At 49.4% G+C, this 24,748-nt stretch carries 24 protein-coding genes; 13 read left to right on the plus strand and 11 right to left on the minus strand.

What is annotated here, in order from left to right; translation table 11 throughout:
- The first annotated feature begins 2 nt into the window (after window positions 1–2).
- From MTH_RS00860 to MTH_RS00890, 7 genes are all read left to right on the plus strand, one after another.
- Window positions 3–980, plus strand: coding sequence for a malate dehydrogenase (locus MTH_RS00860; RefSeq protein ID WP_010875827.1), 978 nt, complete (start codon window positions 3–5; stop codon window positions 978–980).
- 278 nt (window positions 981–1,258) lie between these two features.
- Window positions 1,259–1,837, plus strand: a complete 579-nt coding sequence (gene pdxT, locus MTH_RS00865; RefSeq protein ID WP_010875829.1) for a pyridoxal 5'-phosphate synthase glutaminase subunit PdxT — start codon at window positions 1,259–1,261, stop codon at window positions 1,835–1,837.
- The gene (locus MTH_RS00870) at window positions 1,825–2,742 is read left to right on the plus strand and encodes a class II glutamine amidotransferase (RefSeq protein ID WP_010875830.1); all 918 of its coding nucleotides are present in this window, start codon (window positions 1,825–1,827) and stop codon (window positions 2,740–2,742) included. The genes pdxT and MTH_RS00870 overlap by 13 nt, the downstream gene beginning before the upstream one ends.
- A 10-nt stretch (window positions 2,743–2,752) precedes the next feature.
- Window positions 2,753–3,442, plus strand: a complete 690-nt coding sequence (locus MTH_RS00875) for a GXGXG domain-containing protein (protein ID WP_010875831.1) — start codon at window positions 2,753–2,755, stop codon at window positions 3,440–3,442.
- Entirely contained in the window at window positions 3,442–4,500 is a 1,059-nt protein-coding gene (locus MTH_RS00880; RefSeq protein ID WP_010875832.1) for a Coenzyme F420 hydrogenase/dehydrogenase, beta subunit C-terminal domain, read from the plus strand. Before MTH_RS00875 ends, MTH_RS00880 begins: the two co-directional genes overlap by 1 nt.
- A 12-nt stretch (window positions 4,501–4,512) precedes the next feature.
- Window positions 4,513–6,012 (plus strand): glutamate synthase-related protein, encoded by a 1,500-nt coding sequence (locus MTH_RS00885; protein ID WP_010875833.1) that lies wholly within the window; start codon window positions 4,513–4,515, stop codon window positions 6,010–6,012.
- Between the two features lie 157 nt (window positions 6,013–6,169).
- Entirely contained in the window at window positions 6,170–7,546 is a 1,377-nt protein-coding gene (locus tag MTH_RS00890; protein ID WP_010875834.1) for an MFS transporter, read from the plus strand.
- An 83-nt stretch (window positions 7,547–7,629) separates the two neighbouring features.
- Here MTH_RS00890 and MTH_RS00895 read toward each other — a convergent pair whose 3' ends face one another.
- Complete coding sequence (locus tag MTH_RS00895) at window positions 7,630–9,006, minus strand: ATP-binding protein (protein ID WP_010875835.1); 1,377 nt, start codon at window positions 9,004–9,006, stop codon at window positions 7,630–7,632.
- Window positions 9,007–9,344: 338 nt separating this feature from the next.
- Here MTH_RS00895 and MTH_RS00900 point away from each other — a divergent pair, with 338 nt between their 5' ends.
- A complete protein-coding gene (locus tag MTH_RS00900; RefSeq protein WP_238374220.1) occupies window positions 9,345–10,043 on the plus strand; it encodes a CDGSH iron-sulfur domain-containing protein in 699 nt (232 codons plus the stop codon).
- Window positions 10,044–10,046: 3 nt separating this feature from the next.
- On the opposite strand, the gene MTH_RS00905 is transcribed toward MTH_RS00900, so the two are convergent.
- The 6 genes from MTH_RS00905 to hypE all read right to left on the minus strand — a co-directional run bounded on the left by MTH_RS00905 (window position 10,047) and on the right by hypE (window position 15,618).
- Window positions 10,047–10,523, minus strand: a complete 477-nt coding sequence (locus MTH_RS00905; RefSeq protein ID WP_010875838.1) for a hypothetical protein — start codon at window positions 10,521–10,523, stop codon at window positions 10,047–10,049.
- Entirely contained in the window at window positions 10,524–11,147 is a 624-nt protein-coding gene (locus tag MTH_RS00910; protein ID WP_010875839.1) for an energy-coupling factor ABC transporter permease, read from the minus strand.
- Window positions 11,148–11,179: 32 nt separating this feature from the next.
- The gene (locus MTH_RS00915) at window positions 11,180–11,614 is read right to left on the minus strand and encodes a hypothetical protein (protein WP_048060767.1); all 435 of its coding nucleotides are present in this window, start codon (window positions 11,612–11,614) and stop codon (window positions 11,180–11,182) included.
- Window positions 11,615–11,977: 363 nt separating this feature from the next.
- Window positions 11,978–13,255, minus strand: coding sequence for a DEAD/DEAH box helicase (locus MTH_RS00920; protein WP_010875842.1), 1,278 nt, complete (start codon window positions 13,253–13,255; stop codon window positions 11,978–11,980).
- Between the two features lie 314 nt (window positions 13,256–13,569).
- Window positions 13,570–14,586 carry a 5-formyltetrahydrofolate cyclo-ligase gene (locus MTH_RS00925; RefSeq protein ID WP_010875843.1) on the minus strand — a complete coding sequence of 339 codons (1,017 nt, stop codon included), beginning with the start codon at window positions 14,584–14,586 and terminating at the stop codon, window positions 13,570–13,572.
- Window positions 14,587–14,607: 21 nt separating this feature from the next.
- On the minus strand, window positions 14,608–15,618 hold the full coding sequence (hypE, locus tag MTH_RS00930; RefSeq protein ID WP_048060768.1) for a hydrogenase expression/formation protein HypE: 1,011 nt from the start codon (window positions 15,616–15,618) through the stop codon (window positions 14,608–14,610).
- A 365-nt stretch (window positions 15,619–15,983) separates the two neighbouring features.
- On the opposite strand from hypE, the gene MTH_RS00935 reads away from it, so the two are divergent.
- The 5 genes from MTH_RS00935 to MTH_RS00955 all read left to right on the plus strand — a co-directional run bounded on the left by MTH_RS00935 (window position 15,984) and on the right by MTH_RS00955 (window position 20,419).
- On the plus strand, window positions 15,984–16,367 hold the full coding sequence (locus tag MTH_RS00935) for a 30S ribosomal protein S8e (RefSeq protein ID WP_010875846.1): 384 nt from the start codon (window positions 15,984–15,986) through the stop codon (window positions 16,365–16,367).
- An 18-nt stretch (window positions 16,368–16,385) separates the two neighbouring features.
- Entirely contained in the window at window positions 16,386–17,057 is a 672-nt protein-coding gene (polB2, locus tag MTH_RS00940) for a DNA polymerase PolB subunit 2 (RefSeq protein WP_010875847.1), read from the plus strand.
- 163 nt (window positions 17,058–17,220) lie between these two features.
- On the plus strand, window positions 17,221–17,901 hold the full coding sequence (locus MTH_RS00945) for a TIGR02253 family HAD-type hydrolase (RefSeq protein ID WP_010875848.1): 681 nt from the start codon (window positions 17,221–17,223) through the stop codon (window positions 17,899–17,901).
- A gap of 100 nt (window positions 17,902–18,001) precedes the next feature.
- Window positions 18,002–19,564 carry an ATP-binding protein gene (locus tag MTH_RS00950; RefSeq protein ID WP_010875849.1) on the plus strand — a complete coding sequence of 521 codons (1,563 nt, stop codon included), beginning with the start codon at window positions 18,002–18,004 and terminating at the stop codon, window positions 19,562–19,564.
- Window positions 19,565–19,582: 18 nt separating this feature from the next.
- The gene (locus tag MTH_RS00955; RefSeq protein ID WP_048060769.1) at window positions 19,583–20,419 is read left to right on the plus strand and encodes a hypothetical protein; all 837 of its coding nucleotides are present in this window, start codon (window positions 19,583–19,585) and stop codon (window positions 20,417–20,419) included.
- A gap of 49 nt (window positions 20,420–20,468) precedes the next feature.
- On the opposite strand, the gene xth is transcribed toward MTH_RS00955, so the two are convergent.
- From xth to MTH_RS00975, 4 genes are all read right to left on the minus strand, one after another.
- Window positions 20,469–21,242 carry an exodeoxyribonuclease III gene (gene xth / locus MTH_RS00960; RefSeq protein WP_010875851.1) on the minus strand — a complete coding sequence of 258 codons (774 nt, stop codon included), beginning with the start codon at window positions 21,240–21,242 and terminating at the stop codon, window positions 20,469–20,471.
- A 70-nt stretch (window positions 21,243–21,312) separates the two neighbouring features.
- Window positions 21,313–23,223 carry a ferrous iron transport protein B gene (gene feoB / locus MTH_RS00965; protein WP_048060770.1) on the minus strand — a complete coding sequence of 637 codons (1,911 nt, stop codon included), beginning with the start codon at window positions 23,221–23,223 and terminating at the stop codon, window positions 21,313–21,315.
- 38 nt (window positions 23,224–23,261) lie between these two features.
- On the minus strand, window positions 23,262–23,987 hold the full coding sequence (locus MTH_RS00970) for a DtxR family transcriptional regulator (protein WP_010875853.1): 726 nt from the start codon (window positions 23,985–23,987) through the stop codon (window positions 23,262–23,264).
- Between the two features lie 123 nt (window positions 23,988–24,110).
- A complete protein-coding gene (locus tag MTH_RS00975; RefSeq protein WP_048060771.1) occupies window positions 24,111–24,704 on the minus strand; it encodes an acetate uptake transporter in 594 nt (197 codons plus the stop codon).
- Window positions 24,705–24,748: the final 44 nt, after the last annotated feature.

Genomic DNA, 24,748 nt, shown 5'->3' on the forward strand with positions numbered 1-24,748 from the left:
CCTTGAAGGTAAGTATAATTGGGTCAACGGGACGTGTTGGAAGGGCAACGGCCCTCTGTCTTGCAGAGGAGGAGGCTGTGAAGACCCTCCACCTCATCTCAAGGAAGGAGAGTCTTGAACAGAACCTCGGCGAGGTCCTTGATATGAGCGACGCCCTCGCAGCCAAGGGTGTTTCAGTCAAGCTGGAAAACTCTGCAGACATTGAAAACGTCTACGGTTCAAGGATAGTGGTGATAACTGCGGGTGTCCCCAGAACGGCTGATATGGACAGGGATGATCTTGCATTTAAGAACGGCAGGATCGTTGCAGATTATGCAAGGCAGATCGCAAGATTCGCCCCGGATTCAATTATACTGGTTGTTACAAACCCTGTGGATGTGATGACCTATGTTGCCCTCAGGTATTCGGGTTTTCACCCCAGCAGGGTCTTCGGCCTTGGAAACCACCTGGACTCCCTGAGGCTCAAGAACTACATGGCAAGGCACTTCAATGTCCATGTGAGTGAGGTTCACACCAGGGTTATAGGTCAGCACGGTCCCTACATGGTCCCACTCATAAGTTCAACCTCCATAGGGGGCATACCCATAGAGCACTATGCCCGGAGGGACTACTTCTCAGGTTACAAGAAGTTTGACCTCAAAAAGACCATAGACAAGGTCATCCATGCAGGGAGCAACATCATAAGCAGGAAGGGGGCCACCGAGTATGGACCGGCCTTTGCAATATCCAACATAGTCACCACCATCCTGAATGATGAACGCAGGATACTCACGGTTTCAACCCTCATGGAGGGTGAAATCGATGGTATAAGGGATGTTTGCCTCGGAGTACCTGTTAAACTGGGTAAGAACGGCATTGAGGGGGTTGTACCTGTGCTGATGGATCGTGATGAAAGGGAGGCATTCAGGGAAGCCGCCAACCATGTTAGAGACTCCACCAGGAGGGTTATGGAGTTTCTTGATGAGGAACTTCCACTATAGTCCGGTTCAGTGTGATGGGGTGAAGGGTTTACCATGGCCGGACCTTCAGTGTGCATTCAACCTCCCTGAGGTCATTTCCTTCCATCTTTCAGTAACCCCATGGAAACTTTTATATACTTGTTCAATTATAAGTTAGTTCAAGACCTTATTTCTGAACATTGTGCACCTGATTTCCTGCAGGGTTCAGGGTTCAGAAACAACCGGCAGACATCTTCCGGTATATTTATATGGTCACATCATGAAAAAGGTAACCAGAAAAAATTCTCAAAGGAGACACCATGATAAGGATAGGTATTCTTGCTCTTCAGGGAGATGTATCCGAACACCTCGAGATGACCAGAAGGACAGTCGAAGAGATGGGCATAGATGCAGAGGTTGTGAGGGTCAGGACAGCAGAGGAAGCCTCCACAGTCGATGCAATAATAATATCCGGCGGCGAGAGTACGGTAATAGGTAGGCTGATGGAGGAGACAGGGATAAAGGACGTCATAATCCGCGAAAAGAAACCTGTGATGGGCACATGTGCCGGCATGGTGCTCCTTGCAGATGAAACAGATTATGAACAGCCCCTTCTGGGACTCATAGATATGAAGGTTAAGAGAAACGCCTTTGGAAGACAGAGAGACTCCTTTGAAGATGAGATCGATATACTTGGAAGGAAATTTCATGGAATATTCATAAGGGCGCCGGCTGTCCTTGAAGTGGGAGAGGGAGTTGAGGTTCTCTCAGAACTCGATGATATGATAATCGCAGTAAAGGACGGCTGCAACCTCGCACTGGCCTTTCACCCTGAACTCGGAGAGGACACAGGACTCCATGAATACTTTATAAAGGAGGTATTGAATTGTGTGGAATAGCGGGAGTGGTCTACAAGGATGGTAAACTGCACTCAGTCGGGGCAGACATGACAAGGATGCTCCATGCACTGCAGCACAGGGGACCAGACTCAGCAGGATTCGCGATATATGGAGGTCTTGGGCTTGAAGAAAACGATTACCTCCTTAACATAGAGGTTAAGGATAAACCAGGACTTCTTGACATGGTTAAGGAAACAGTTGAACTTGTAAGCCCCATAGGATCAGATGAGGTCATACCATCAGTTGAGAACCACATAATCTACCGGTGCAGGATAACCCTGGAATCATTCTCACAGCTTAAACCACTCATAATGGATATAGACAGCATAGATGACGTTATAGTACTGAACGGTAGCCACTCATTTGAGATGATAAAGGATGTGGGTTCGGTTCTTGAGATAGCAGACCGCTACGACACCTGGTCAAAGAAGGGCACCCATGCCATAGGCCACACAAGGTTCTCAACAGAAAGTATAGTTGACAGGTACCATGCCCACCCATTCCAGAGCTACATCATCCCCGACATAACCGTCGTCCACAATGGCCAGATAACAAACTACTGGAAGATAAGGGAGCCGCTGGAGCGCAAGGGCCACATATTCGAAACAAACAACGACACAGAGTGCATAGTCCACTACGTGGCAGATAAACTGGCATCAGGTTACAGCCTCGAGGAAGCCCTTGAACAGTCAGTAAAGGACATGGATGGCCCCTTCTCATACATAGTGGGAACACCCCAGGGTGTTGGAATAGCCAAGGACCAGCTTGGACTGAGGCCAGGGGTCATGGCAGAGAATGATGAGGTCTTCGCAGTCGCATCAGAGGAGGTCTCCCTCAGGGAGGTCATGGACACAAGTGAGGTTGAACAGATATCCCCTGGAGAGGTAAGGGTCTACGAGATATGAGGGTGATACCATGAGGGAAGCGGTAATTGATGCAGGATCAAAAACCCCGAGGGAGGTTAACAGGGCAATAAAATCCCTTGCAGCCGACCACGACAGGATAGTCGTTAAAAACCCCAACGCAATGCACTATATAGGCGCAGGTCTTACAGGGGACGTTGAACTCATAATAGATGGCTCAGCAGGATACTTCGCAGCCACCATGATCCACGGCCCAAGGGTCAGGATAAATGGTAACGCAGGGTGGTTCCCTGCAGACAACATGACAGAGGGTGAAGTGGTGGTGGATGGCTCAGCAGGTGACGGCGTGGGTCAGGGAATCTACGGGGGAACCGTGGTTGTTAAAAAAAGCGCCGGTTCAAGAACAGGCGAGATAATGAAAAATGGGACCATAATCATAGGCGGGAATTCAGGTTTCATGACAGGCCTCTTCATGATGGGCGGCCGCATAATAGTACTCGGCGACCTCGCAGAGGATGCAGGTGAATCCATCATAAGGGGAACCATCTATGTCAGGGGCGAAATAAAGAGCCTCGGGAAGAACGCCAGGGTTGAGGATATAACCCCCGAGGATGAGAAGGAACTGAGGGAAACACTCACCGGTTACGGATTTAACCTTGATGATGAAGACTATCAGGCCTTCAGGAAGATCGTGCCAAGGAGTAAAAGACCATTTTATGGTGAAGAATCGGAGGAAGGATAATGACCAGAACCTATGCAATGGTTGGAACACCCTGCCAGATAACAGCAGCCACACTCATGGACAGATACACAGAGGACTTTCCGGTTGAACTCAAACTCGGACTCTTCTGCATGGAAAACTTCTCCTACACATACCTCAAAAAACTCGCCGAGGAGGAGGGCATTGACCTTGCAGATGTATCAGAGCTCAGGATAGAGAAGGGCAGGCTCTGGTTCCACCTTAACGATGGAAGCAAAGTTTCAGTTTCCCTGGAAAGGGCGAGAGCCGCCATGAGGAAGAACTGCTCAGTGTGCATGGACTTCACATCAGAACAGTCCGACATATCCATAGGATCCGTGGGATCACCTGAAGGATGGTCAACGATCATAATAAGGACAGAGAGAGGCCATGAACTCATAGAAAAGGCCAGGAAGGCAGGATACATTGAAACAAAACCCTTAACAGAGAGGGGAATCAGGATACTTGAGAAACTCGCATCAGGTAAGAAGGAGGATAACCTCCAGGAGATAAAAAGAAGGGAGTCTGTTGCAAGGCCGGTCCTCTACTGGAGGGTGATGCCAGATGAGGAATATCTCGAGGAGGTCACTGACTACCAGTTCGATGACCTGAGGTCTGATGTGATAGATGTGGGGGCCTGCGTCCTCTGCGGGGCCTGCGTGGCCTCATGCCCGGAGGACATAGTCAGCATAAAGGATAGAAAGCCAGAGGTGGAGGGTACATGCCCGGAGGGCTGCAATGCCTGCTATGTGGCATGTCCCAGAACCTATGTACCCGACAGCATAATAGGTCATGACTCAGCAATTACTCCCCTTGGGGAATACATTGAGATCCTGTCTGCGAGGGCACCCATGTTCAGGGGCCAGGATGGTGGTGTTGTAACAGCCCTCCTCACATACGCCCTCAGGGAGGGAATCATCGACGGGGCCCTGGTGGTTGACAGGGACCAGGAAAGGCCATGGAAACCTTTACCTGTACTGGCAGAGGAGCCCCAGGACATTGTGAAGGCTGCAGGAACCAAATACTCGGCATGTCCATTACTGAAGGTTTTAAAGGAATAAGAGGGGTTAAAAATGCCTTTTAAGGTTGAAAGAAAGGAAGAGGTATGTAAGAGGAACTTTGATCGTCCCGGCTGCTGCTGGTACATGTGCGATAACAGGGACGAGTCACTCTGTGCAAACTGTTACTCATGCTACAACAACTGTCCACATGACGTATACGAGATAATAAACGGGGAACCCGTACCAGTAAGGCATGAAAACTGTGTAGGGTGCCGCATATGTGAAGAAATGTGTCCTAACAATGCGATAGAGGTTAACGCGGTACCTGAAGATCGCAGGAACGTGTGGTCATTTGCTGACCTCCTTGAAATAGAGAGGAAGTCAAGGGAAGGCTCATACAAGGTCCGTGGCTGCGGTGCCGTCAGGAGGATACCAACCTTTGATGACCTTGTCATCATCCCGGCCCAGGTATCCAGGCCACCCATAGACAAGTACAGGGAGCCCTGCAACACCAGGGTCGTGATAGGTGACAGGTACGCCGAGAACCCCCTTGAACTTGACACACCCATCATGATAGCCGCCATGTCCTTCGGCGCCCTCAGCAAGGAGGCCAAGATAGCCCTCGCAATGGGTGCCAGCCTCGCAGGAACAGCCACCAACACAGGTGAGGGTGGAATGCTCCCTGAGGAGCGCAGATACGCCTCCAAGCTCATTGCACAGTACGCATCAGGCCGCTTCGGTGTATCAGCAGAGTACCTCAACAACTCAGAGGCCATCGAGATAAAGATAGGTCAGGGCGCCAAGTCAGGTATGGGCGGCCACCTCCTTGCAGAGAAGGTCACAGCCGAGGTCTCAAGGATAAGGATGATACCGGAGGGGACCGATGCACTGAGCCCTGCCAGGCACATGGACATAGTGGGTCCTGAGGATCTGAGCATGAAGATATCACAGCTGCGTGAGATAACAGACTGGAAGGTCCCCATAATGGTCAAGTTCACCTCAGGCAGGGTTGCAGATGATGTTAAGATAGCTGCAAAGGCGGGTGCAGACGCCGTTGTTGTGGATGGTATGCAGGGCGGTACAGGGGCCGGTCCCGATGTTGTAACCGAGCACTCAGGTATACCCACAATCGCGGCCATAGTGGAGGCAGATGAGGCACTCAAGGAGGTCAACCTCCGTGATGAGGTGAGTCTTATCGCTGCAGGGGGTATAAGGAGCGGGGCTGATGTTGCAAAGGCCATAGCCCTCGGTGCAGATGCAGTCTACATAGGTACAGCAGCCCTGGTGTCAATCGGCTGCCGTGTCTGCCAGATGTGTTACACAGGCACCTGCAGGAAGGGTATCGCAACCCAGGACCCCCGCCTCAGGAAGCGCCTTGACTATGTGGAGGCAGGTAAGAACGTTGCAAGGTACATAGAGGCAATGACAGAGGAGGTCTGCATGCTCACACAGCAGGCAGGTAACACCGATGTGAGCAAACTTGAAAAGGACGACCTCAGGGCCCTTACAGTTGAAGCCTCCGCACTCACAGGGGTTAAACTGGCAGGTATGGAGTCACCGGCCAGGTTCTAATCCCCTAAAACCTTTTTTGATCCTTTTTACTTCAGATAAACTGGATTCAGACAATTTTTCATTTTTCTGTTTTTAAATTTTTTCATTTCATTCGCTCTGAAAATTATTTAAATGGCCCACCCTATAGTAATAACCAGTTTTTTCTGGAGGGAAAAATTTGAATGAGTACAATGACAGGTCACTGCGTTTGTATGTGCTTATAGCGGCAACACTTTCATCATTTCTCACCCCCTTCATGGGTTCATCAATCAATGTGGCGCTTCCTGTTATAGCGCTGCAGTTTAAAATCGATGCAATACTCCAGACATGGATACCCACGGCCTTTCTCCTGGCAGCCGCCATATTTGCGGTCCCCTTCGGGAGGCTGTCTGAGATATACGGGATGAAGAGGGTCTTCGTCTATGGTAACATAATCTTCACTGTTTCAGCGATTCTCTCGGCCTTCTCACCCTCAGCCATGGCACTGATAGTGTTCAGGGCCATCCAGGGCGTCGGGTCGGCCATGATATTCGTGACGGGCCTTGCCATACTCACAAGGGTCTTCCCGCCCTATGAGCGGGGTAAGGCCATAGGGATAAACACGGCCGCAGTCTACATTGGCCTCTCAATGGGACCGGTCCTCGGGGGATTCCTCACAAGGTTCCTGGGATGGCAGAGCATATTCCTCTCTACGGTACCCCTGACAGTCATCGTCCTCGCGGTTAGTCTCCTTAGAATTGATGGTGAATGGGCAGATGCTGCCGGCGAAACCTTCGATATCCCCGGATCCATATCCTACTGTATCTTCCTGTTTCTACTCATGTATGGATTCTCAGCTCTCCCTGATACCATGGGGGCCCTCATGATCCTCCTGAGCATAGGGGCCTTCGCTGTTTTCCTCAGAATGGAGCTGTCATCAACCAGCCCTGTCTTCAATGTGAGGCTCTTCAGGAACCTTACCTTCAGCTTCTCAAGCCTTGCAGCCCTCATAAATTACAGTGCAACCTTTGCAGTATCACTCCTCCTCAGCTACCACCTCCAGTATATCAAGGGCCTTGACCCTGGCTCAAGCGGCCTCATACTGGTGACACAGCCCATCGTCATGGCCCTGGTGGCGCCAGTGGCGGGCAGGGCATCTGACAGGTTCAACCCCCAGACACTTGCAGGTATCGGCATGGCTGTGACCTCCCTGGCGCTCCTAAGCCTCAGCATACTCGATAGAACCACCCCTGTGCCAATGATAATCGTATCACTCTTCGTGCTGGGACTGGGCTTCGGTTTCTTCTCATCACCCAACACCAATGCCATAATGGGTTCCGTTGAGAGGAAGGACTATGGTATTGCATCGGCAACCGTCAGCTCCATGAGGCTCATAGGCCAGGCCTTCAGCATAGGGATAGTGACGCTTATCTTCGCATTCCTCATAGGGAGGGTTCCAATCTCTCCTGCAAACTATGACCTCCTCATAGAGAGCACAAGGATATGCTTCCTGATATTCGGCGTGCTATGCTTTGTGGGGGTCTTCGCTGCAACTGCCCGCAGAAACGATGGTTAAATGGATCCTTATCTACTTAAATCATTTTCTTTTGCAGTTAGGTGCTGTAATAGGGATGCCGGGTCTGGTCCTCTAAAGAACATTCACTCAGGGCTAAACTTTAGGTTTTCTATATCCTCAAGATCCCAGATTAGGCCCCCTTTAATTTTCTCTTTATCTTTCACTCTTTTTGCTATTATTCCATGGTATTGTTCCCATTCTTTCATTTTAAGGATCTTGGATTTTCTATTGAGGTCTTTCAGGATCTTGTTTGCCTCTATTTTGTTCAGAGTTTTCCATTTAACCTCGATGAGAATTGCTTTCTCTTCCTTTTCATTGAAAGCTACAAGGTCTATTTCTTCGTTCTTGTGCCACCAGCGGCCAATTTTCAGGGGTTTGAATGGTAGTTTATTGGATATTAGGGGGAGGAATTCTATTGCAACATTTTCAAAGATTCCGCCCAGGTAATTTGGAAGATCGTCAATGATTAATTCTAGCAGTTCTTTTCTTCTTTCGCTTTCTATGAAGTCAATGTTTGGGTGGATGTAACGGAACCAGAAGGCAAAATAGTTGTCCTTTATGTAATAGCGTCCCCTTCTACTTTTTCGGCTTGCGGTTATCGGGATTTCGCGCTTTACAAAATCCAGCTCAATGAGAACGGACAGGTATTTGGCTACAGTTGCTCTGCTAAGACCCGTTTCGTTCATTATTTCTCCTAGAGAAGTTTTTCCAGCTGCTACTGCTTCCATTATGGCGAAATAATTTCTTGGTTCTTCAAGTTCTTCTCGGAGAACGAAAAAGGCGTCCTGATAAAGTAATGAATCACTCCTCAGATATTCTAAGAGATTTTCTTTGATGGTTTTACTATCATCAAATTCCAGTAGATGGGCTGGGCTTCCTCCAAGAATACCGTAGGCTTTTATGAAATCTTCAAGTGAATATCCTGGCAAAAATTCTCTTGCATGCAAAAAATCCACGGGTTTAAGGTTTATCTGGCCTGTTCTCCTCCCATAGATAGGGCTTTTGTAGCCGAGCAGTTTCTCCATCATGCTGATGGAAGAACCACAAATTATGAGGAAGATCCTGCCATTTGAAAGTTTTAAATCCCAATATTCCTGAAGAATTGATGGGAGTGACCGATCACCCTTAACCAGGTAAGGAAACTCGTCTATTACCACTACCAATCTTTCAGTGGCTTTTTGATTTAAGTATTCTAAGAAGGCGTCCCAATTTTGGAATGGGTTCCTTTTAAGAAAATCATCCCCAAAATATTCGGATAATCTATCAGAAAAACGTTTTAGATTTTCGAGATTGCTTGTCTCCCTGGCCAGTAAGTATATTCCACCATGTCTACTTATAAATTCCAGTAAAAGAGCTGTCTTTCCCACTCTCCTTCTCCCGTAGATAACTATAAACTCTGGTCCGCCCATTTCATATCTTCTTTCAAGGAATTGCAATTCCCTTTCACGATCCAGAAACATTATTTACTCACCAGTAATTTACTTAAGAGTAAACTATTATAAAAATTTTGGGACACTCAAAAGGGCCTTGTGGATAGATCCAAAGATATACCCTTCATGCTTTGATGGGTTCTGTACCTTTCTGTCGTGTCCGGGATCCCACCGCTGTATTTTATGAGATTTTACATGTATCTGCAGCTTGTGTAACGCTCCCACCTTGGTGGCAGAGGTCTGCACGTTTTTCACTCATGACCTGCTGAATGATCCCTCAGTTCATGGAATCACATATTTAGATTGGTCAACATAATTATACTGGAAGATGAAGAGGGATCATAATCATGCTCTCACGGCGTGGTAAAATGAAGAGGATAAAGGTGCTCAGGAACGGCCCCTACCTTGTTGAGGGCTCAGTACCCCTCTATGAAGAGGTCATAGTAACCGATGAGGAGGGCCATACAAGGGAATTTGTTGAGAGGAGACAGTTCCCCCTTAAGGAGAGGTACGTGCTCTGTCGCTGTGGGGAATCAGGGAATAAACCCTACTGTGACGGTACACACATCAGAACAGGATTTGACGGGACCGAGACAGCATCACTGGAACCCTACATTGAAAGGGCAAGGGTCTTCAGGGCGGGAGACCTTGAACTCACAGACGTACCCGAACTCTGCGACCATTCAAGGTTCTGCCTCAGGGCCGGCGGTATAAGGGAACTCCTTAGGAAGGGAGATAGGGAGAGCATACAGATAGCCATAGAGGAGGCAATGATCTGCCCGTCCGGCAGGCTGGTCCTCTGGGACAGGAAAACAGGTAAACCCTATGAGAGGGACTATGAGAAATCCATAGTGGTCATCCATGATAAACAGAAGAGGTGCGAGGGCCCCCTCTGGGTGAGGGGTGGCATACCCATAGAGTCTGCCGATGGAAGGGAGTATGAGGTTAGAAACAGGGTTACCCTCTGCCGCTGCGGATTATCTGAGAACAAACCCTTCTGTGATGGAAGCCACTGGATGACTGCAGAGGAAAAACTTGAGTTTAAAAGAAAATGGGGGATTGAATAGCAGTTACTCCACTTTTCTTTTCATCCACAGGGCCCCGATCACCATGCCCAGGGTAACCCCTATGAGGGCACCCGATGAGAATGGTGTCAGAAAGTCTGTGCCCCCCTCCTCGGGGTTAACAGAGTTCAGCTCAAGGAGCTTATCCCTTACTGATGCCTCATCGGCGCTGCAGTACATTACCCTGTATGCTACCTCGGGGTGAGCCTTAAGGAAGGAACTCACGGTGTCCTGGTAGGCAACTGCAAGTATCTTCTTATTCGGGTTTCCGAGGGCATGCTCCAGTTCATGCTCAACATCAGCGGCACTCTGGAAACGGTATACCGTGACGTTGACCCCGAGATCATCCGCAACTGATCTTGCAAGTTTTCCCGTTGAATTATCAGCTATTACAATGAAGGACTCAGGGGTTATCTCCATCCCGTGGGCAGCCACTCCACCCATGAGGAGGAATACCAGGAGAACTGCCAGTTCAATTCTCATTTACACCCTCTCCATCATGGTTAATTCTGGTTTCATCCTCTCAAGGAAGGATACAATGAATATGTTCGCAGCACCCTCTATGACCCCCACAAAGATGTAGAACGGTATAAGTGTCGCCATCAGCATTTCAGGACCAGCAACACCCGCTGCAAGGAGTATCATGATGTGGAACACCGTGGCAACCATTATACCGAAGAAGGTGGCGGTGAAGACTGCGAGGCTCCTGTCAAGTTCACTCACAACACTGTAGACCGCGTATGTACCGACACCGAGGCCTATACCCATTGTGAGTATGTTGGCACCCATACTTGTCAGGCCACCCATACCCAGTATGAAGAACTGGATTACCAGGCAGAGGGTTGCAACGATGACGGCTGTGAGGGGTCCCAGCAGTATGGCTGCGAGGGGTATGAGGAAGAAGTGTACCGGGACACCGAAGGGTGATGGTACGGATATGGAGGATACAGCCGCTGCAGCCGCAGCAAAAAGGCCCGTTCCAACGATTCTCCTTTCCTTCTGGGGTTTCTTTGAGAATATGTAGAAGAATATTCCTATGTTTATGAGCGCCACAGCCCAGTAGACTGCGCACTGCCATAATGGTATGATTCCGTCGGGTATATGCACTTATCCAGCCTCCATGGGTTAATTAAGAGAAATCACTGCCTTGGAAATCTTAAGGCTGTTAAACCGAAAACCAGGGAGAGCCCTGCAACTGCCGGGATGAACCCGTACCCTGAGGTTCCTTGTTTCTCTTTTCCGGTTATGTTCCCTGATGGGGTACTTTCATTCCCATCCTGTCCCTGAATATCGGTTTTATTCTGTGCTGAAACGTCAGCTGCTTCTCCCTGAGCTGAACCTGTTTCCACACCTCCACTCGGGGATTTACTGGTCTTTGTCCCTGAACCTGTGCTGCTCCTGTCTGAAGTCTTTTTGGTGGGAGCAGGGGATGTGGTTGTTGATGAATCAGAGTCGCTGTCACCTGAATCTGAGGGTTCCTCAAGGTAGTAACCGTGACCTGGATGGGCGCATGCATGGTGTGATAAACCGATCACCAGTGACACCGCAGCCAGCAGTATAAGGATCCTTTTCATGATGATCACCGCTAACTACTTGGTTATCTTCAATATATAAAATCTTTTATTACTCATTCCCAGGATTTACAGAATAAAAGTAATACAGAATGGTCTTCAGGGCGGTGGTGCATGTTAAAATCTGGCAGGCCCGGTATTTCCCCCTCCCCAAAAGGGTGTTGAAGTCAGTTAACTGGTCATCCGGTGGTAACCGTCTCATGGAATGATCTGGAAACACCTTTAACGTGCCGGCGATCAGGCATCTTAAAAATAGCGGCTGATGGATCTTTTTCACCCATCAGCTGTTATGATAATTTAAAGCGTTATTTGCCACTTTCGAGGTATGATGAACTCAGTCAAAAAAGGTTATTGCTCAAAAATTGATTATTTGGATGATTCCAGTACATCCAGAAGGGCGTGTGAGATGTCCCTGAAACTGTAACCCTCACCAGCAAGGCTCTCAAGGATTTCAGAGTCACTGTAAGTCTTTGATTCCAGGTTCCTCCTGAGGATCTCCCTGAGGTCCATCTCATATCCCCTCCTTATCTCCTCAGGGGAGGGCATGTTGCTCTGCTTTATCCTCTTACCTGTGAATGACTGGATCCTTCTCAGGCGGTGAACCTCACTTCCAACGACGAGGGTGAAGGACTTCCCGCTTGAACCGGCTCGCCCTGTACGGCCTATACGGTGAACGTAGTACTCGTTCTCAAAGGGCAGGTCATAGTTCACAACGGCCTCGACATCGGGTACGTGAATACCACGGGCAGCAACATCCGTTGCAACAAGGAGACTGAAATCTCCCCTTCTGAATCTCTCCATGACACGCTCACGCTTTGACTGTGAAAGATCACCGTGGATCTCATCTGCAGAGTAACCCATACGGTTCAGCTGCCTTCTCAACCTCTGGACCCTTCTCTTGGTGTTACAGAATATGAGTCCCATCCTGATATTGTTTGATGAGAGTATCCAGTCGAGGAGCTCAACCTTATCCTCCTCCCTGGTTTTGAAGTAGAACTCATCTATCTTGGGGCTGTGCTTCTTCTCCACACGCATAACCTGGGGGTTCCTCATGTACTTCCTTGCAATCCTGAGTATGGGCTTTGAAACCGTTGCAGAGAAGAGCATGGTCTGCCTTCTCTCAGGTACATGGGATAGTATACGCTCTATGTCATCAATGAATCCCATGTTCAGCATTTCATCTGCCTCATCAAGGACAACGGTGGATATACCTCCCAGATCAACGGTCCCCCTCTCGATGTGGTCTATCAGTCTACCAGGGGTTGCAACGATGACATGAACCCCCCTCCTTAGCTGTGCTATCTGGTTACCGATACTCTGACCACCATAGACCGCGAGGACCTTCACCTTCATGTATTTACCTATCCTCTTGATCTCCTCTGAGACCTGGAGACAGAGCTCGCGTGTCGGACAGATTATGAGGGCCTGGGGCACCCTCTCGGCTTCAAGGTTCTCAAGTACGGGTATGGCGAATGCAGCTGTTTTTCCGGTCCCTGTCTGGGCCTCACCAACAACGTCCATACCGTCAAGTGTAACAGGTAGTGTAAGTGCCTGGATTGGAGTTGTGCTCTCAAATCCCATATCATCAAGGGCCCTGTTTATATCCCCTGAGATATCAAACTCACTAAATTCTAATCCTTTCATTTTATCTTCCTTAGATTCTTAAAAATCGATTTATCAATTATCAGCTGCCATCTGGCAGACCATTTTCAAACTGGAAGTTCAGGATTCTGCCAGGCACAGATAATTAAAAATCAGTACACAGCTACTCTATTGTACCCGGGAGTATTTAAACTGTTGGTTTTTTCATCCGTGAGGTGTTCCTGGAGTTGTCTGGGTGGTGTATTCTTTTGTTTGTGGTGTTTTTTGGGGCTGGTCGCTGTTGTCTGGGTGGTGTATTCTTTTGTTTCCGGTGTTTTTGGCTGCTCTCGAGCGGTGCTGTATTCTTCTGTTTCTCTTTAGACCACCCGGGGTATCCGGTCATCCAGGAGGGGCCTGATCACCCGTAGTGGTGTTACTATCATGTTTATCATCTCATCATGCTCCTCAACCGGGACCCTCCTTATTATCTGGAGTTCATCAACGGTTGTTGCAAGGGGTGTATCCTCATCTATTGCACCCTGACCCCTGAGTTCAGATATCTCCCTGTCACCGTAGCCTCCACCCTTACCGAGACGGTTTCCCTGAAGGTCAACAGCCACGGATCCCTCCACAACAAGGTCAACCTGAGGGAACTCCCTGATGGGTGAACCGTACATGTAGGCACCCCCTATCGTTGACGCGGCTTCAGCATCAGGTACATCACCCCCTATGAGGAGGTAGCCATCCTTTATCTTTGGGGTGGGCATTATGAGGTCCTTCCCGGCCTCAAGCACAAGTCTTCTAACCGGGCTCTGGGCCGAGTCAGGGGAGCAGAACACTACACCAGCCCTCTCCCATTCAACTGTCCTCGAAAGCCGCTTCGCAGCATCAAAAGAACCCTTAAAGTCTGGTATTCGTCCATGGGGCCTCTTACTGACACCCTTCTCCACGAGGAGATCCCAGATGTGGTACTCAACCAAGCGTTCTCCTCCATCATCGACCTTCCTGGTCCTGATGACACGTGTCCTGGCAATGGCATCAAGGATCCTTAAATGCCCCAGCGGGTAACCCACCAGGAGATCCACTGCCAGGGGAAGCCAGAGCACCTTTGAAAGGTTCGTCAGAATCACCTGCCAGGGCTGAAGATCACCCTCCGCTGAGACAACCATAAGGCCCTGCATCCTCTTACCAGGGGTTCCGCCATGATATTCCAGGTAGCTGAAGTATATAAGTGTTATTAATGCAAGGAGGGGCAGCCAGTAGCTGTAGATGCTGAACAGGTTAAGGAGCAGCACGGCAGGGTAGACAGCCACCGTGAGGATGTACATTATTGCGGTGACAATCAGAAAGTCCACGATGAATGCATATAACCTCTCTTTCCATAACTCAACCATATCACCCCTCCTTCAGGGCCTTCAACACACCCTCGGGACAGGATCAGCCACAGGGGCCTCAAGTATCCTTCTTCCCCCAAGGCTGGTCTCAAGGATCACATGTTTATCATCTGTTACCTCACCTATTATCCGGGCCTCCTCACCGTAGGGGGCACTCCTAACAGCAGCCAGGACGTCCTCGGCGTATTCCGGGTCCACGCCGATGATAACCTTGCCCTCATTTGCAACCTCATAGGGGTCTATTCCAAGCATCTCGGAGACGGCCTTCACCTCCTCCCGTACGGGTATGCTGTCCTCATCCAGGACCATACCCACACCTGATTTATCAGCCATCTCATTGAGGGCATTGGCTATACCGCCCCTGGTGGGGTCCTTCATTGCTGTAACACCCCCCACGTTCAGGGCTGCCTCCACTATACCCCAGACAGGGGCCACATCTGATTCGAGGTCTGTGTCGAATCCGAATCCCTCACGGAATGCCATGAGGGCCATCCCATGGTCCCCGACACTCCCGGTCAGTATGATCTTATCACCGGGCCTCAGTCCGGAGTCCCTGACTGTTTCACCACGCCCAACGACACCTATACCTGTGGTTGTTATGACCATCCTGTCAAGTTTTCCCTGTTCCATGACCTTGGTGTCGCCTGTGACAATGGACACGCCGGTCTCCCTTGAAACTGCGTCCATGGACTTTATGATCCTCTCAAGGTCCTCCCCAGGGAATCCCTCACTTATTATCATTGCATTTGCAATTGCAAGGGGCCTTGCCCCCATGACAGATATATCATTGACGGTACCTGCAACGGCTATCCTGCCTATGTCCCCTCCCGGGAAGAAGAGGGGGTCAATGGTGTGACCATCCGTACTGATAACGATCTCATAGTCCCCAAGGGGTATGCTTGCACCGTCGTCGAGGTCCTCGAGGCCAACTCCGCCGTTAACCCTCGTGTTATGGATGTTTGATAGTATTATATCTGATATAAGGTCCTGCATCACTTCTCCGCCTGCACCATGGGACATGCCGATTTTCATAGATTCACCTTGCATAATCTCTTGCCTATAGGGTATCTTGCTGATTGTATAAAACCTTTCACGGACCTCTGTCTGGATTTTATCTGTGTCTGAGAAGCCAGGATATGTATGGATGAACACCCTGATCTGGGGGAATGCATTTATCTGTGACCGGGAAAATTAATTACTGTGGCTGCAATCCACTTAAAAAGTGGGAGTGGTACTGCCTTCCGGGCGCGGCCAGGTTTATCTTCCAGCATGATCCTGTGAAGCACAATCTTTTTAAATGGTGCGGCCCATACTATAGATAAATTTATCTGTACTGAGTCACTAAGTTTCTTAAACTCAGTTTTACTGATTCTTGTATGAATGATTGAGGTGAAATAATGGCAATCTGGCAAGGTAAATCAATGAAAAAACCCAGTGGCGGAAGAGCCAAGATGAATCGTGGTAAAAGGAAGTACGAACTTGGAAGGGAGCCTGCTGAGACAAAGATCGGTGACAGGCGTGTAAGGCTGATAAGGACACGCGGAGGTAACACCAAGGTCAGGCTCGCTTCAGATACAAGGATAAACGTTGTTGACCCTGAAACCGGTAAGGTTGAAATTGCAGAGATAAGGAACGTTGTTGAGAACACAGCGAACCCCCACTTCGTAAGGAGGAACATCATAACCAGGGGTGCTGTCGTTGAGACAAACCTCGGGAACGTCAGGGTCACATCAAGGCCAGGTCAGGACGGTGTCATAAACGGAGTCCTGATCAGGGAATAAAAGGATTGAACCCCAGCGGTGTCCCAGTTGTCTAAGGTGGAGGATGAGATACTCTCCCAGGTGAAAAGGTTCCTGAAACACATAAACAGTAACCTCCCTGAGGGTATGGAACTGGAATTTGAGGGCTTCTACCGCAGGGGCTTTTTCGTAACAAAGAAGCGATACGCCCTCATAGAGGATGACACAATAGTTGCAAAGGGTCTTGAACTTGTAAGGCGTGACTGGGCACCAATAGCTAAAAAAACCCAGCGAAAGGTTCTTATGGCCATCCTCCGCGATGGATCTCCTGAGAAGGCAAGGGAGATAATAAGGGAAGTCGTGGGGCGCATAAGACGGGGTGACGTGGAACTCGATGACCTGGTGATACACACCCAGATCACAAGGGACCTCTCTGAGTACAAACAGATAGGTCCCCATGTCATCGCTGCAAAGAGATCCCTGGAGAAGGGAAGGCGTGTTGAGAGGGGCTCCATAGTTAGATACATCATCGTGAAGGGAAGGGGCCCCATAAGTCAGAGGGCCTTCCCGGTTGAGGACGCAGAAGGCATGGGATACGACCCCGACTATTACATTGAAAACCAGGTGATGGCTGCGGTATCACGCATAATGTCATCCCTGGGTTACTCCACAGAGGATATGAATTCGTTATCCTCGGGTGAAAGGCAGAGCAGCCTCGACGCGTTCTTTTAATTGGCTGAAGGCTTTCTTTTAACACTTTTCGTTATTTCTAATCAGCTGGAAGCTATCCTTTGTTTTAAGACACCATCTCCATGATTTCCGCATCCCACAGTTAAACCAACAATGTTATAATTGATTAGTTATAGAGTTTCATTACAGAGAAATAGGTGGGACGATGCTGAAGGCGGTTTTCTTTGATATTGATGATACTCTCTATGACACCTCAGGATTTGCTAAACTTGCAAGAAAGGCTGCTCTGAACGTCATGATAGACGCAGGTCTCCCATTAACACAGGAGGAGGCCTACAAGCTTCTCAGGGAGATAATATCCGAGAAAGGATCAAACTATGACAGGCATTTCAATGTCCTGACAAAGACGGTTTTCGGTGAGGAGAAACCACTGCTCATTGCCCTTGGAATGATAACATACCACAACGTCAAGTTCGCCCTCCTGAGACCATTCCCCAACACCACATCCACACTCATTGACCTCAAGAGTAAGGGGTACAGGCTTGGGGTCATCTCAAACGGCATAACGATAAAGCAGTGGGAGAAGCTCATAAGACTCGGCATCCACCACTTCTTCGATGAGGTCGTCACCTCAGACGAGGTCGGCTTCGAAAAACCCAACATAAGGATCTTTGAGGAGGCCCTCAGGAGGATGGGCTGCAAACCCGAAAGATCAGTGATGGTTGGTAACAAGTTCAATGAGGACATACTGGGAGCCACAAATGCGGGTATGTCAGCCATACTGGTCAACTCAGAGTTAACGGAGGCAGAAAGGGATCACGTTGAGAAGAACGGTCTTGATGTTACGGTCATAGATGATATCAGTCAGCTTAAGGAGATCCTTTAGTTTTCATGTAAGGAGGGATTTCAGCGGGCCTTCCCCGTTCCCATGAAATCTCTCATCCACGGGGGATGAACATGATGGACATCGATAAGGGGGATGAATTATGAACTGCGAAGCCTACTACCACGATGAGAACATGGTTGAAATCTTTGAGGAACTGAAACAGCCAAAGACGCTGGAAGAGCTGGGGTTATCCTATTTCTTCGTAAGGGACCTTATACTGAAGATAATGTTAACCTACGGGACCGTTAAAACCCAGAGAATGACGGATATAACGGGCATACACCTTGATATACTTGAAGAGATCCTGGGTCAGATGGAGAAGGACGGATTCTGCGCCCAGGTTGGGGGCAGTTTCCTGTTTTCCAGTGTCGAATACACCCTCACAAGGAGGGGTGTTGAGAAGGCCCGCCTTGTAATGGAGGAAAACCCCTACATAGGGATAGCTCCGGTGCCCTATGAGAGATACTTTGAGCTGATGGATAAGCAGCTGAGTAACCGTTTCCCCATCAGGATACCTGATGAGGTTATTGAAAAGACCTTCAGGGATGTGGTGGGACTATCCTATGCAAAGGAGTGTCTCGTGGAGTCCTGCACAATAGGTAAGGGGCTCTTTGTCTATGGAGCTCCCGGTACAGGTAAGACATTCATAATAAGCAAGGCCTCCGACCTCCTGCCTCCCCTCGTGATCCCCCGCTTCATAGAGTTCAGCGGAAGGGTTATACAGATCTATGACCCTGACTTCCACAGGCCATGCCCTGAAGAACCCGAAGACCCCAGATGGATAAAGATACACGCCCCATTCGTTTTCACGGGCTCAGAATTAAGTTTAAATGAACTGGAGACAACCTACAACATGAACAAGGGGGTCTATGAGACCTCACCCATCATAAAGGCCAATGGTGGAGTCCTTCTCATAGATGACCTTGGAAGGCAGCGGGATGACCATGAGGTGATCCTCAACCGCCTCATCGTCCCCCTGGAGAACAGTAAGGATGTAATCTATATAAGGGGTGTTCCTGTCATATTCCACACACACTTCATACCCGCCTTCTCAACAAACCTCGATGTCAGTATAATGGACGAGGCCCACCTCAGGAGGGCCCCCCTCCACATATTCCTGAGGAACCCTCCGGTTGAAAACGTCGCAGAGGTCTTCAGGCGCAACCTTGATGAAATAGGGGAGGAGTACGATGATGAGGTTGTTGAAAGGATTAAAATGGTCTACACCCCTGTTGCCGATGGTGGTGAGGGCCTCCAGCCCAGCTATGCCCATGCAAGGGACCTTGCCCAGATAGCTCAGGCAGTCAGGATCAACATGGGAAGGGAGAGTGTGGACCTTGAGGTGATTGAGAGGGCCCTTGATAAGCATGTTCTGATAGCCCTCCAGAGGATGGATATTGATATAAGCCAGGTACATCACAGCATCAGGACATTCCGTATTATTACAGACGACCCCGATAATGCCGAGAGGGTTCTAAGACTCTACGGGGCACTTACAGTTGCAAGGGAGGATGGAGCAGTCCTGGCAGACTTTGAGGACTCTATAAGTCCTTCTCAGCTCCTTGAACACCTTCAGAACCAGGGTGTAGGAGCAAGGAAGATTGAAGTCATCTCTGAAACCAAGAGGGAAATCAAGAAGGCAATACTTGAACACGGTGACTGATAAGCGGTTGTGTTTTTGATGGATCCAATACCTGTGAACGTGGCGGTGACCGTACTGGTCTCGGTGGCTGTATGGTCCCTCCTTGAATTCATTCCCCTCCTGTTTCCAGGGGAGGCCGGGAGGCTGGCAGCACGCCTCAGACCATTACCCTCCGGTTTGATGGAGGTAACCCACCACATCAACCTTCTGAGGAGAGGGAGACCGTGGCAGCGCTTCATGGCCCGTGAAGTTATAGCTGAACTCTTTAAAACCAGGTTACAGGAACTTGAGGCCCTGAAGTATGAGGAGTGGAGGAGTGAACTTGAATCCCAGAAGGAACTGATGGAAAGGCGTGAGCTAAGCGACGATGAGATCCTCCACATCGAGGCCGGGAAGGAGATGATGGTAAATTCAGAAGGGGAAATGCAGAGGGCAGAGGGGGCTGTTTATCCCACAGCAGGGGAGGAAGAGTTCATAAGGATCAGAAATCATAAAAAGGAGCTCTTAGATGATCTGAGGGACAGGTACTCTGATTTCAGGATATGGGCCCCCAGGAACAGGGATATCCTGAGGTACATACAGGATAAGGTATTCAGAAGGGAGGAGTTTGACCTTGAGGGCCTAAGGGATCACAGCAGGGAATGGGCCCTCGTGAACATCTGGGGCATGGAGCCTCCGGTGAGTTACCCTGAGGAAGAACTCCTTGAGGATCTGCTGCTCTACCTGGAGCTGATGGATGATGATTCAACTGCCATCAAACTGGCCCGTGCCCTTAGCGGTAACGATGACTCCCTGAGGTACCTCGATGAGGTTATACGTACCGTTTCAGCATGGAAGACCGGGGAAGATCCTGTATTTCCCCAGTCACGCCAGTAGTTTTCGCCTGATGGAGTTCCTAATCACATTTCTGATGTTATCGAGTTGATTATAGTTCTATTTCCAGTCCTATGGGACAGTGGTCTGAGCCCATGACATCTGAGAGTATCCAGGACCTTTTAACCTTCCCTTTGAACTCCTCGTTTACAAAGAAGTAGTCGAGTCTCCAGCCGACGTTCCTCTCACGGGCCCTTGTCCTGTAGCTCCACCATGTGTACTGTCCGGGGTCACTGTTGAACATCCTGAAGGTGTCCACGTACCCATTTTCAATAAATTTATCGATCCAGGCCCTCTCAACGGGAAGGAAACCTGATACGTTGCTGTTTTCCTTTGGCCTTGCAAGGTCTATCTCCCTGTGGGCTGTGTTGAAGTCCCCACATATAATCACGTTCCTCCCCGAATCCCTCTCCCGGTTGACGTCCTCAAGGAATGCGTCATAGAATTCCAGTTTATACTTCAGCCTCTCCTCTGACATCTTACCGTTGGGGAAGTATATGTTGTAGAGGAGGAAGTCGTCAAAGTCTGCGATCTGTATCCGACCCTCGGTGTCGAATCTCTCCACACCGAAACCCTCCCTCAGTGAAGAGGGGGGTACCTTTGTGTACATGGCAACCCCGCTGTACCCCTTTCTCTCCGCAGGGGTGAAGAAGCTTCTGTAACCCTCAACGTGCCTGAGCTTCCTGGGGAGCTGTTCAGGCGCTGCTTTTATCTCCTGAAGGCACAGGATGTCTGGCTTCTCTTCCATGAACCATTTAAGGAACCCCTTCCTGTGGACCGCCCTGAGGCCGTTGACGTTCCAGGATATTATTTTTAGCACGGTCATGATACCACGTAATTATTTCTGTCATGGAGGTTAAATTAACTCTCCTTATACTCATGATACCTTTTCAGCTCTAAAATATCAGTGGCAGTATCCTTGCAAACAGTCCACCGAGGAATAATGCTGTTCCGAGGTTTGCAAGGGTTATGATGGAGGTGGACCTCCAGCTGAATTCCCTTGCAAGTATTGCGATGGTTGAGAGGCAGGGGAAGTAGAGCATACCGACCAGGGTCAGGACGAGGATCTGGGGTGCTGTGAGGGCAGCCCCTATGTTTGTCCCAACCAGTGACACAAGCCCGAGGAGTATGAATTCCTTCCTGACGGCGCCCAGTATCAGGAGTATACCTGCAAATACTGGCAGTTTAAGCCATCCGACTGTAAGGGGTGCCATGAAGGCGCTGATGGGATTGAGCCATCCAAGGGCGTATAGTAACTGTATCAGGGCGCTTCCAATGATGTATATGGGGAATACAAGGTAGATGAGGGACCTGGTCCTTGTCCAGGTCTGCCTTGCTATGACACGGAATGAGGGCATCTTAAGGGAGTGCATCTCCATTATAAGTCCGGTTGTTTCCCCGGGAAGTGCCTTGAGGGCCACCTTTCCCATTATGAAGATTATAAGGAGGTCCAGGGCGTAGAGTCCTATGGCCCACCATACATTCACGAAGAGGGCTACGAGTCCAAGGATGAGGATGGTCCTTGCAGCGCAGGGTGCGAAGGATATTGCAAAGGCTGCAAGGAGTCTCTCCCTGTGGGTCTCAAGTATCCTTGTACTGTCAATTGCAGGGACGCTGCACCCGTAACCCAGTATGAGGGGTATGAGGGCCTTCCCATGGAGCCCTATCTTCCTCATGAAGGCGTCCATCATGAATGCCACCCTGGTGAGAAGACCTGAATTTTCAATGTAGGATAGCATCAGGTAGAACGGTATAACGAAAGGTATCACCAGGGTCAGGCCAGCCACGATACCCCCGAAGGCCCCGTTCCATATTATTGATTCAATGGAACCTGAGAACTTGGGGTCAACGGGCTGGAAGAATCCAAAGATCCCTGTGAGTGTGTCTGAGAGGAACTCCCCCACAACAAAGGTCCAGAGGAGGAGTCCTCCAACAACCAGAACAGATGAGATGTAGCCGTAGACAGGATGTGTGAGGAAGCCGTCAAGTCTCTCTGATAGTGAGGTTTTGATCTCCTCCTGCCTCTGTGCACCTGCAGCTATCATGCTGGAGATGGCATAACGTTCTGAAGTTATAACTGAGAATGCAGGTTCACCGTGTATGGACTCTATTTCAGCTGCCAGTTCTGATGCAAGCTTCCTAACGTCCTCAGGCATCATGGCTGTTATCTGGGGGTCGTTTTCCAGTAGCTTTATTGCAACCCATCGGGCTGAATAACCTTCGGGGATTTCAGGGAGGGCATCCATCAGTTTCCCTATACGGGTCTCGATCTCCTCACCGTATTCGATTATCCGTGGCAGTGTCTTTTTATCAGCCACTTCAACCGTCTTACGGAGCAGTTCCTGGAGTCCCCTTCCCTTAACCGCAACCGTGGATACCACCGGCACGCCAAGAACCTTCTCCAGCTTCTCATCGTCTATCGTTATCCCCTTCTGTCTGGCCATGTCCACCTGGTTGATGCAGATCACCATGGGGACCTCCATCTCCATGAGCTGGAGCGTGAAGAAAAGGTTTCTCTCGAGGACAGATGCATCAAGTACATTTATGACAACGTCGGGTCCTTCATTGATTATGAAGTCCCGTGATACTATCTCCTCCATGGAGTAGGTTGAAAATGAGTATATCCCTGGAAGATCGATTATGTGGATGTCTCTTCCCTGGAATTTAAGGTACCCCTCCGCCCTTTCAACGGTTTTTCCAGGCCAGTTGCCGACTATCTGGTTCGATCCTGTCAGCTGGTTGAAGATAACACTCTTACCCACATTGGCGTTTCCTGCAAGTGCAACGGTTATCTCAGATTTTTTCATTGTCAAGACCTTCTATCTGCTCTGTTCTATTAGGGGGGCTAGCCTTCTGTTTCTATGAAGACGTTATCTGCTATGTCCCTTCCCAGGGCCACCCTGGACCCGCGGATCTCCACTTCGATTGGGCCGCTGAGGGGTGCCCTTTTTATCATGGTAAGGGGGGCTCCAATGGTTATCCCCATATCCATGAGCCGCCTCACAACCCTGTAGTCACCCCTTATGAAGGATACCCTTCCGCTCTGGTTTTCATCCATCTCTGTGAGGGATTTCAGGTTTTCATCACGGCAGCCTATTTCCTCGATATCGGCGTCCTTCATCTCAATGCATTCCTCGCATGTCTGGAATTTGAATTCACATGCGGGTATGGGCTTTTCATCGGGGCACTCTCCTGGCATGTTAAGGAGATGGCACAGGGCCCTTTCAGCATCGTCTGAGAGTGAATGTTCCATTTCACAGGCCTGCCGGTGTATCCTCTCCCTCTTTATTCCCAGAACGTCATGGAGGAATCTCTCAAGGAGCCTGTGCTTCCTTGTTATTCTACGGGCGATCCTGTATCCTCTATCTGTGAGCACGGCTCCCCTGTATGGTGAATATTTAACATATCCATTTGAATCAAGCTTTTTAAGCATCTGGGTTACACTTGCAGGGGCGATTTTCATTTCCCGGGAGATGTCTGTGGTGGTAACGGGCTTCCTTGAATCCGAGAGCCTGTAGATGGTTTCAAGGTATTCCTCTATATTTTCACTGAGATGCTTCATTAGGTTCACCTAAAGCCTTACTGTTAGTTTAGTTAAACCTAATTCAATATAAGGTTTTCTAAAACAGGCTGAAAAAATAGTGAATGGGTTCCCCTAGGGAATTTGAGGGGGATGATCCCCCACCATTCAGGTTCAGGTGGGGAGGATGTCCCTTCCATGGGTCTCGTTTATAACCTCTGCAAGACCCACGTACATGGCGGCTGCCCCTGTGAATATACCCTCATAACCTGCCACAGCTGTTATAAGGGCTGAACCCGTGATTTCGCCTGCAGTGAGCAGGAAGAAGAGCACCGCGAGGCTTATGAATATCACCTGGATGCCCCTTTTGAGTTTCAGGGTTGCTATGAACATCAGCAGGGTGAACAGTCCCCACATGAAGAGGTAGGATGCCATTGCAACCGGGTCGGCACTGGCTGCTGCGGTTCCTGATGTTTCAAGAAACTTGAGGTTCGGGATCACCAGGAGGAGTACCAGTGACCACCAGAACAGACCATAGGATCCGAATGCAACCGTACCGAAGGTGTTGCCCTTTCTGTATTCCATCACACTTGCAAGTATCTGGGCTATACCACCATAGGCGAACCCCATTGCAAGTATCATACTGTTTATGGGAAAAAGACCTGCATTGTGCAGGTTCAGCAGTATGGTGGTTATACCAAATCCCAGAAGTCCCAGGGGTGCCGGGTTGGCGGTTTTATCTGATATAACCACTTCTGTTTCACGCATATTTCTCACCTTATACATCAAATATGAAGGGAGGGTATGGGGGC

The sequence above is a fragment of the Methanothermobacter thermautotrophicus str. Delta H genome (genome assembly GCF_000008645.1).
Classification (GTDB): domain Archaea; phylum Methanobacteriota; class Methanobacteria; order Methanobacteriales; family Methanothermobacteraceae; genus Methanothermobacter; species Methanothermobacter thermautotrophicus.

Bases quoted from the DNA above. Each gene is read 5' to 3' on its own strand.
- pdxT (WP_010875829.1), top strand. From the start codon at position 1,259: ATGATAAGGATAGGTATTCTTGCTCTTCAGGGAGATGTATCCGAACAC.
- MTH_RS00875 (WP_010875831.1), top strand. From the start codon at position 2,753: ATGAGGGAAGCGGTAATTGATGCAGGATCAAAAACCCCGAGGGAGGTT.
- MTH_RS00880 (WP_010875832.1), top strand. From the start codon at position 3,442: ATGACCAGAACCTATGCAATGGTTGGAACACCCTGCCAGATAACAGCA.
- MTH_RS00885 (WP_010875833.1), top strand. From the start codon at position 4,513: ATGCCTTTTAAGGTTGAAAGAAAGGAAGAGGTATGTAAGAGGAACTTT.
- MTH_RS00895 (WP_010875835.1), bottom strand. From the start codon at position 9,006: ATGTTTCTGGATCGTGAAAGGGAATTGCAATTCCTTGAAAGAAGATAT.
- MTH_RS00900 (WP_238374220.1), top strand. From the start codon at position 9,345: ATGAAGAGGATAAAGGTGCTCAGGAACGGCCCCTACCTTGTTGAGGGC.
- MTH_RS00905 (WP_010875838.1), bottom strand. From the start codon at position 10,523: ATGAGAATTGAACTGGCAGTTCTCCTGGTATTCCTCCTCATGGGTGGA.
- MTH_RS00915 (WP_048060767.1), bottom strand. From the start codon at position 11,614: ATGAAAAGGATCCTTATACTGCTGGCTGCGGTGTCACTGGTGATCGGT.
- MTH_RS00920 (WP_010875842.1), bottom strand. From the start codon at position 13,255: ATGAAAGGATTAGAATTTAGTGAGTTTGATATCTCAGGGGATATAAAC.
- MTH_RS00925 (WP_010875843.1), bottom strand. From the start codon at position 14,586: ATGGTTGAGTTATGGAAAGAGAGGTTATATGCATTCATCGTGGACTTT.
- hypE (WP_048060768.1), bottom strand. From the start codon at position 15,618: ATGAAAATCGGCATGTCCCATGGTGCAGGCGGAGAAGTGATGCAGGAC.
- MTH_RS00935 (WP_010875846.1), top strand. From the start codon at position 15,984: ATGGCAATCTGGCAAGGTAAATCAATGAAAAAACCCAGTGGCGGAAGA.
- MTH_RS00945 (WP_010875848.1), top strand. From the start codon at position 17,221: ATGCTGAAGGCGGTTTTCTTTGATATTGATGATACTCTCTATGACACC.
- MTH_RS00950 (WP_010875849.1), top strand. From the start codon at position 18,002: ATGAACTGCGAAGCCTACTACCACGATGAGAACATGGTTGAAATCTTT.
- MTH_RS00955 (WP_048060769.1), top strand. From the start codon at position 19,583: ATGGATCCAATACCTGTGAACGTGGCGGTGACCGTACTGGTCTCGGTG.
- xth (WP_010875851.1), bottom strand. From the start codon at position 21,242: ATGACCGTGCTAAAAATAATATCCTGGAACGTCAACGGCCTCAGGGCG.
- feoB (WP_048060770.1), bottom strand. From the start codon at position 23,223: ATGAAAAAATCTGAGATAACCGTTGCACTTGCAGGAAACGCCAATGTG.
- MTH_RS00975 (WP_048060771.1), bottom strand. From the start codon at position 24,704: ATGCGTGAAACAGAAGTGGTTATATCAGATAAAACCGCCAACCCGGCA.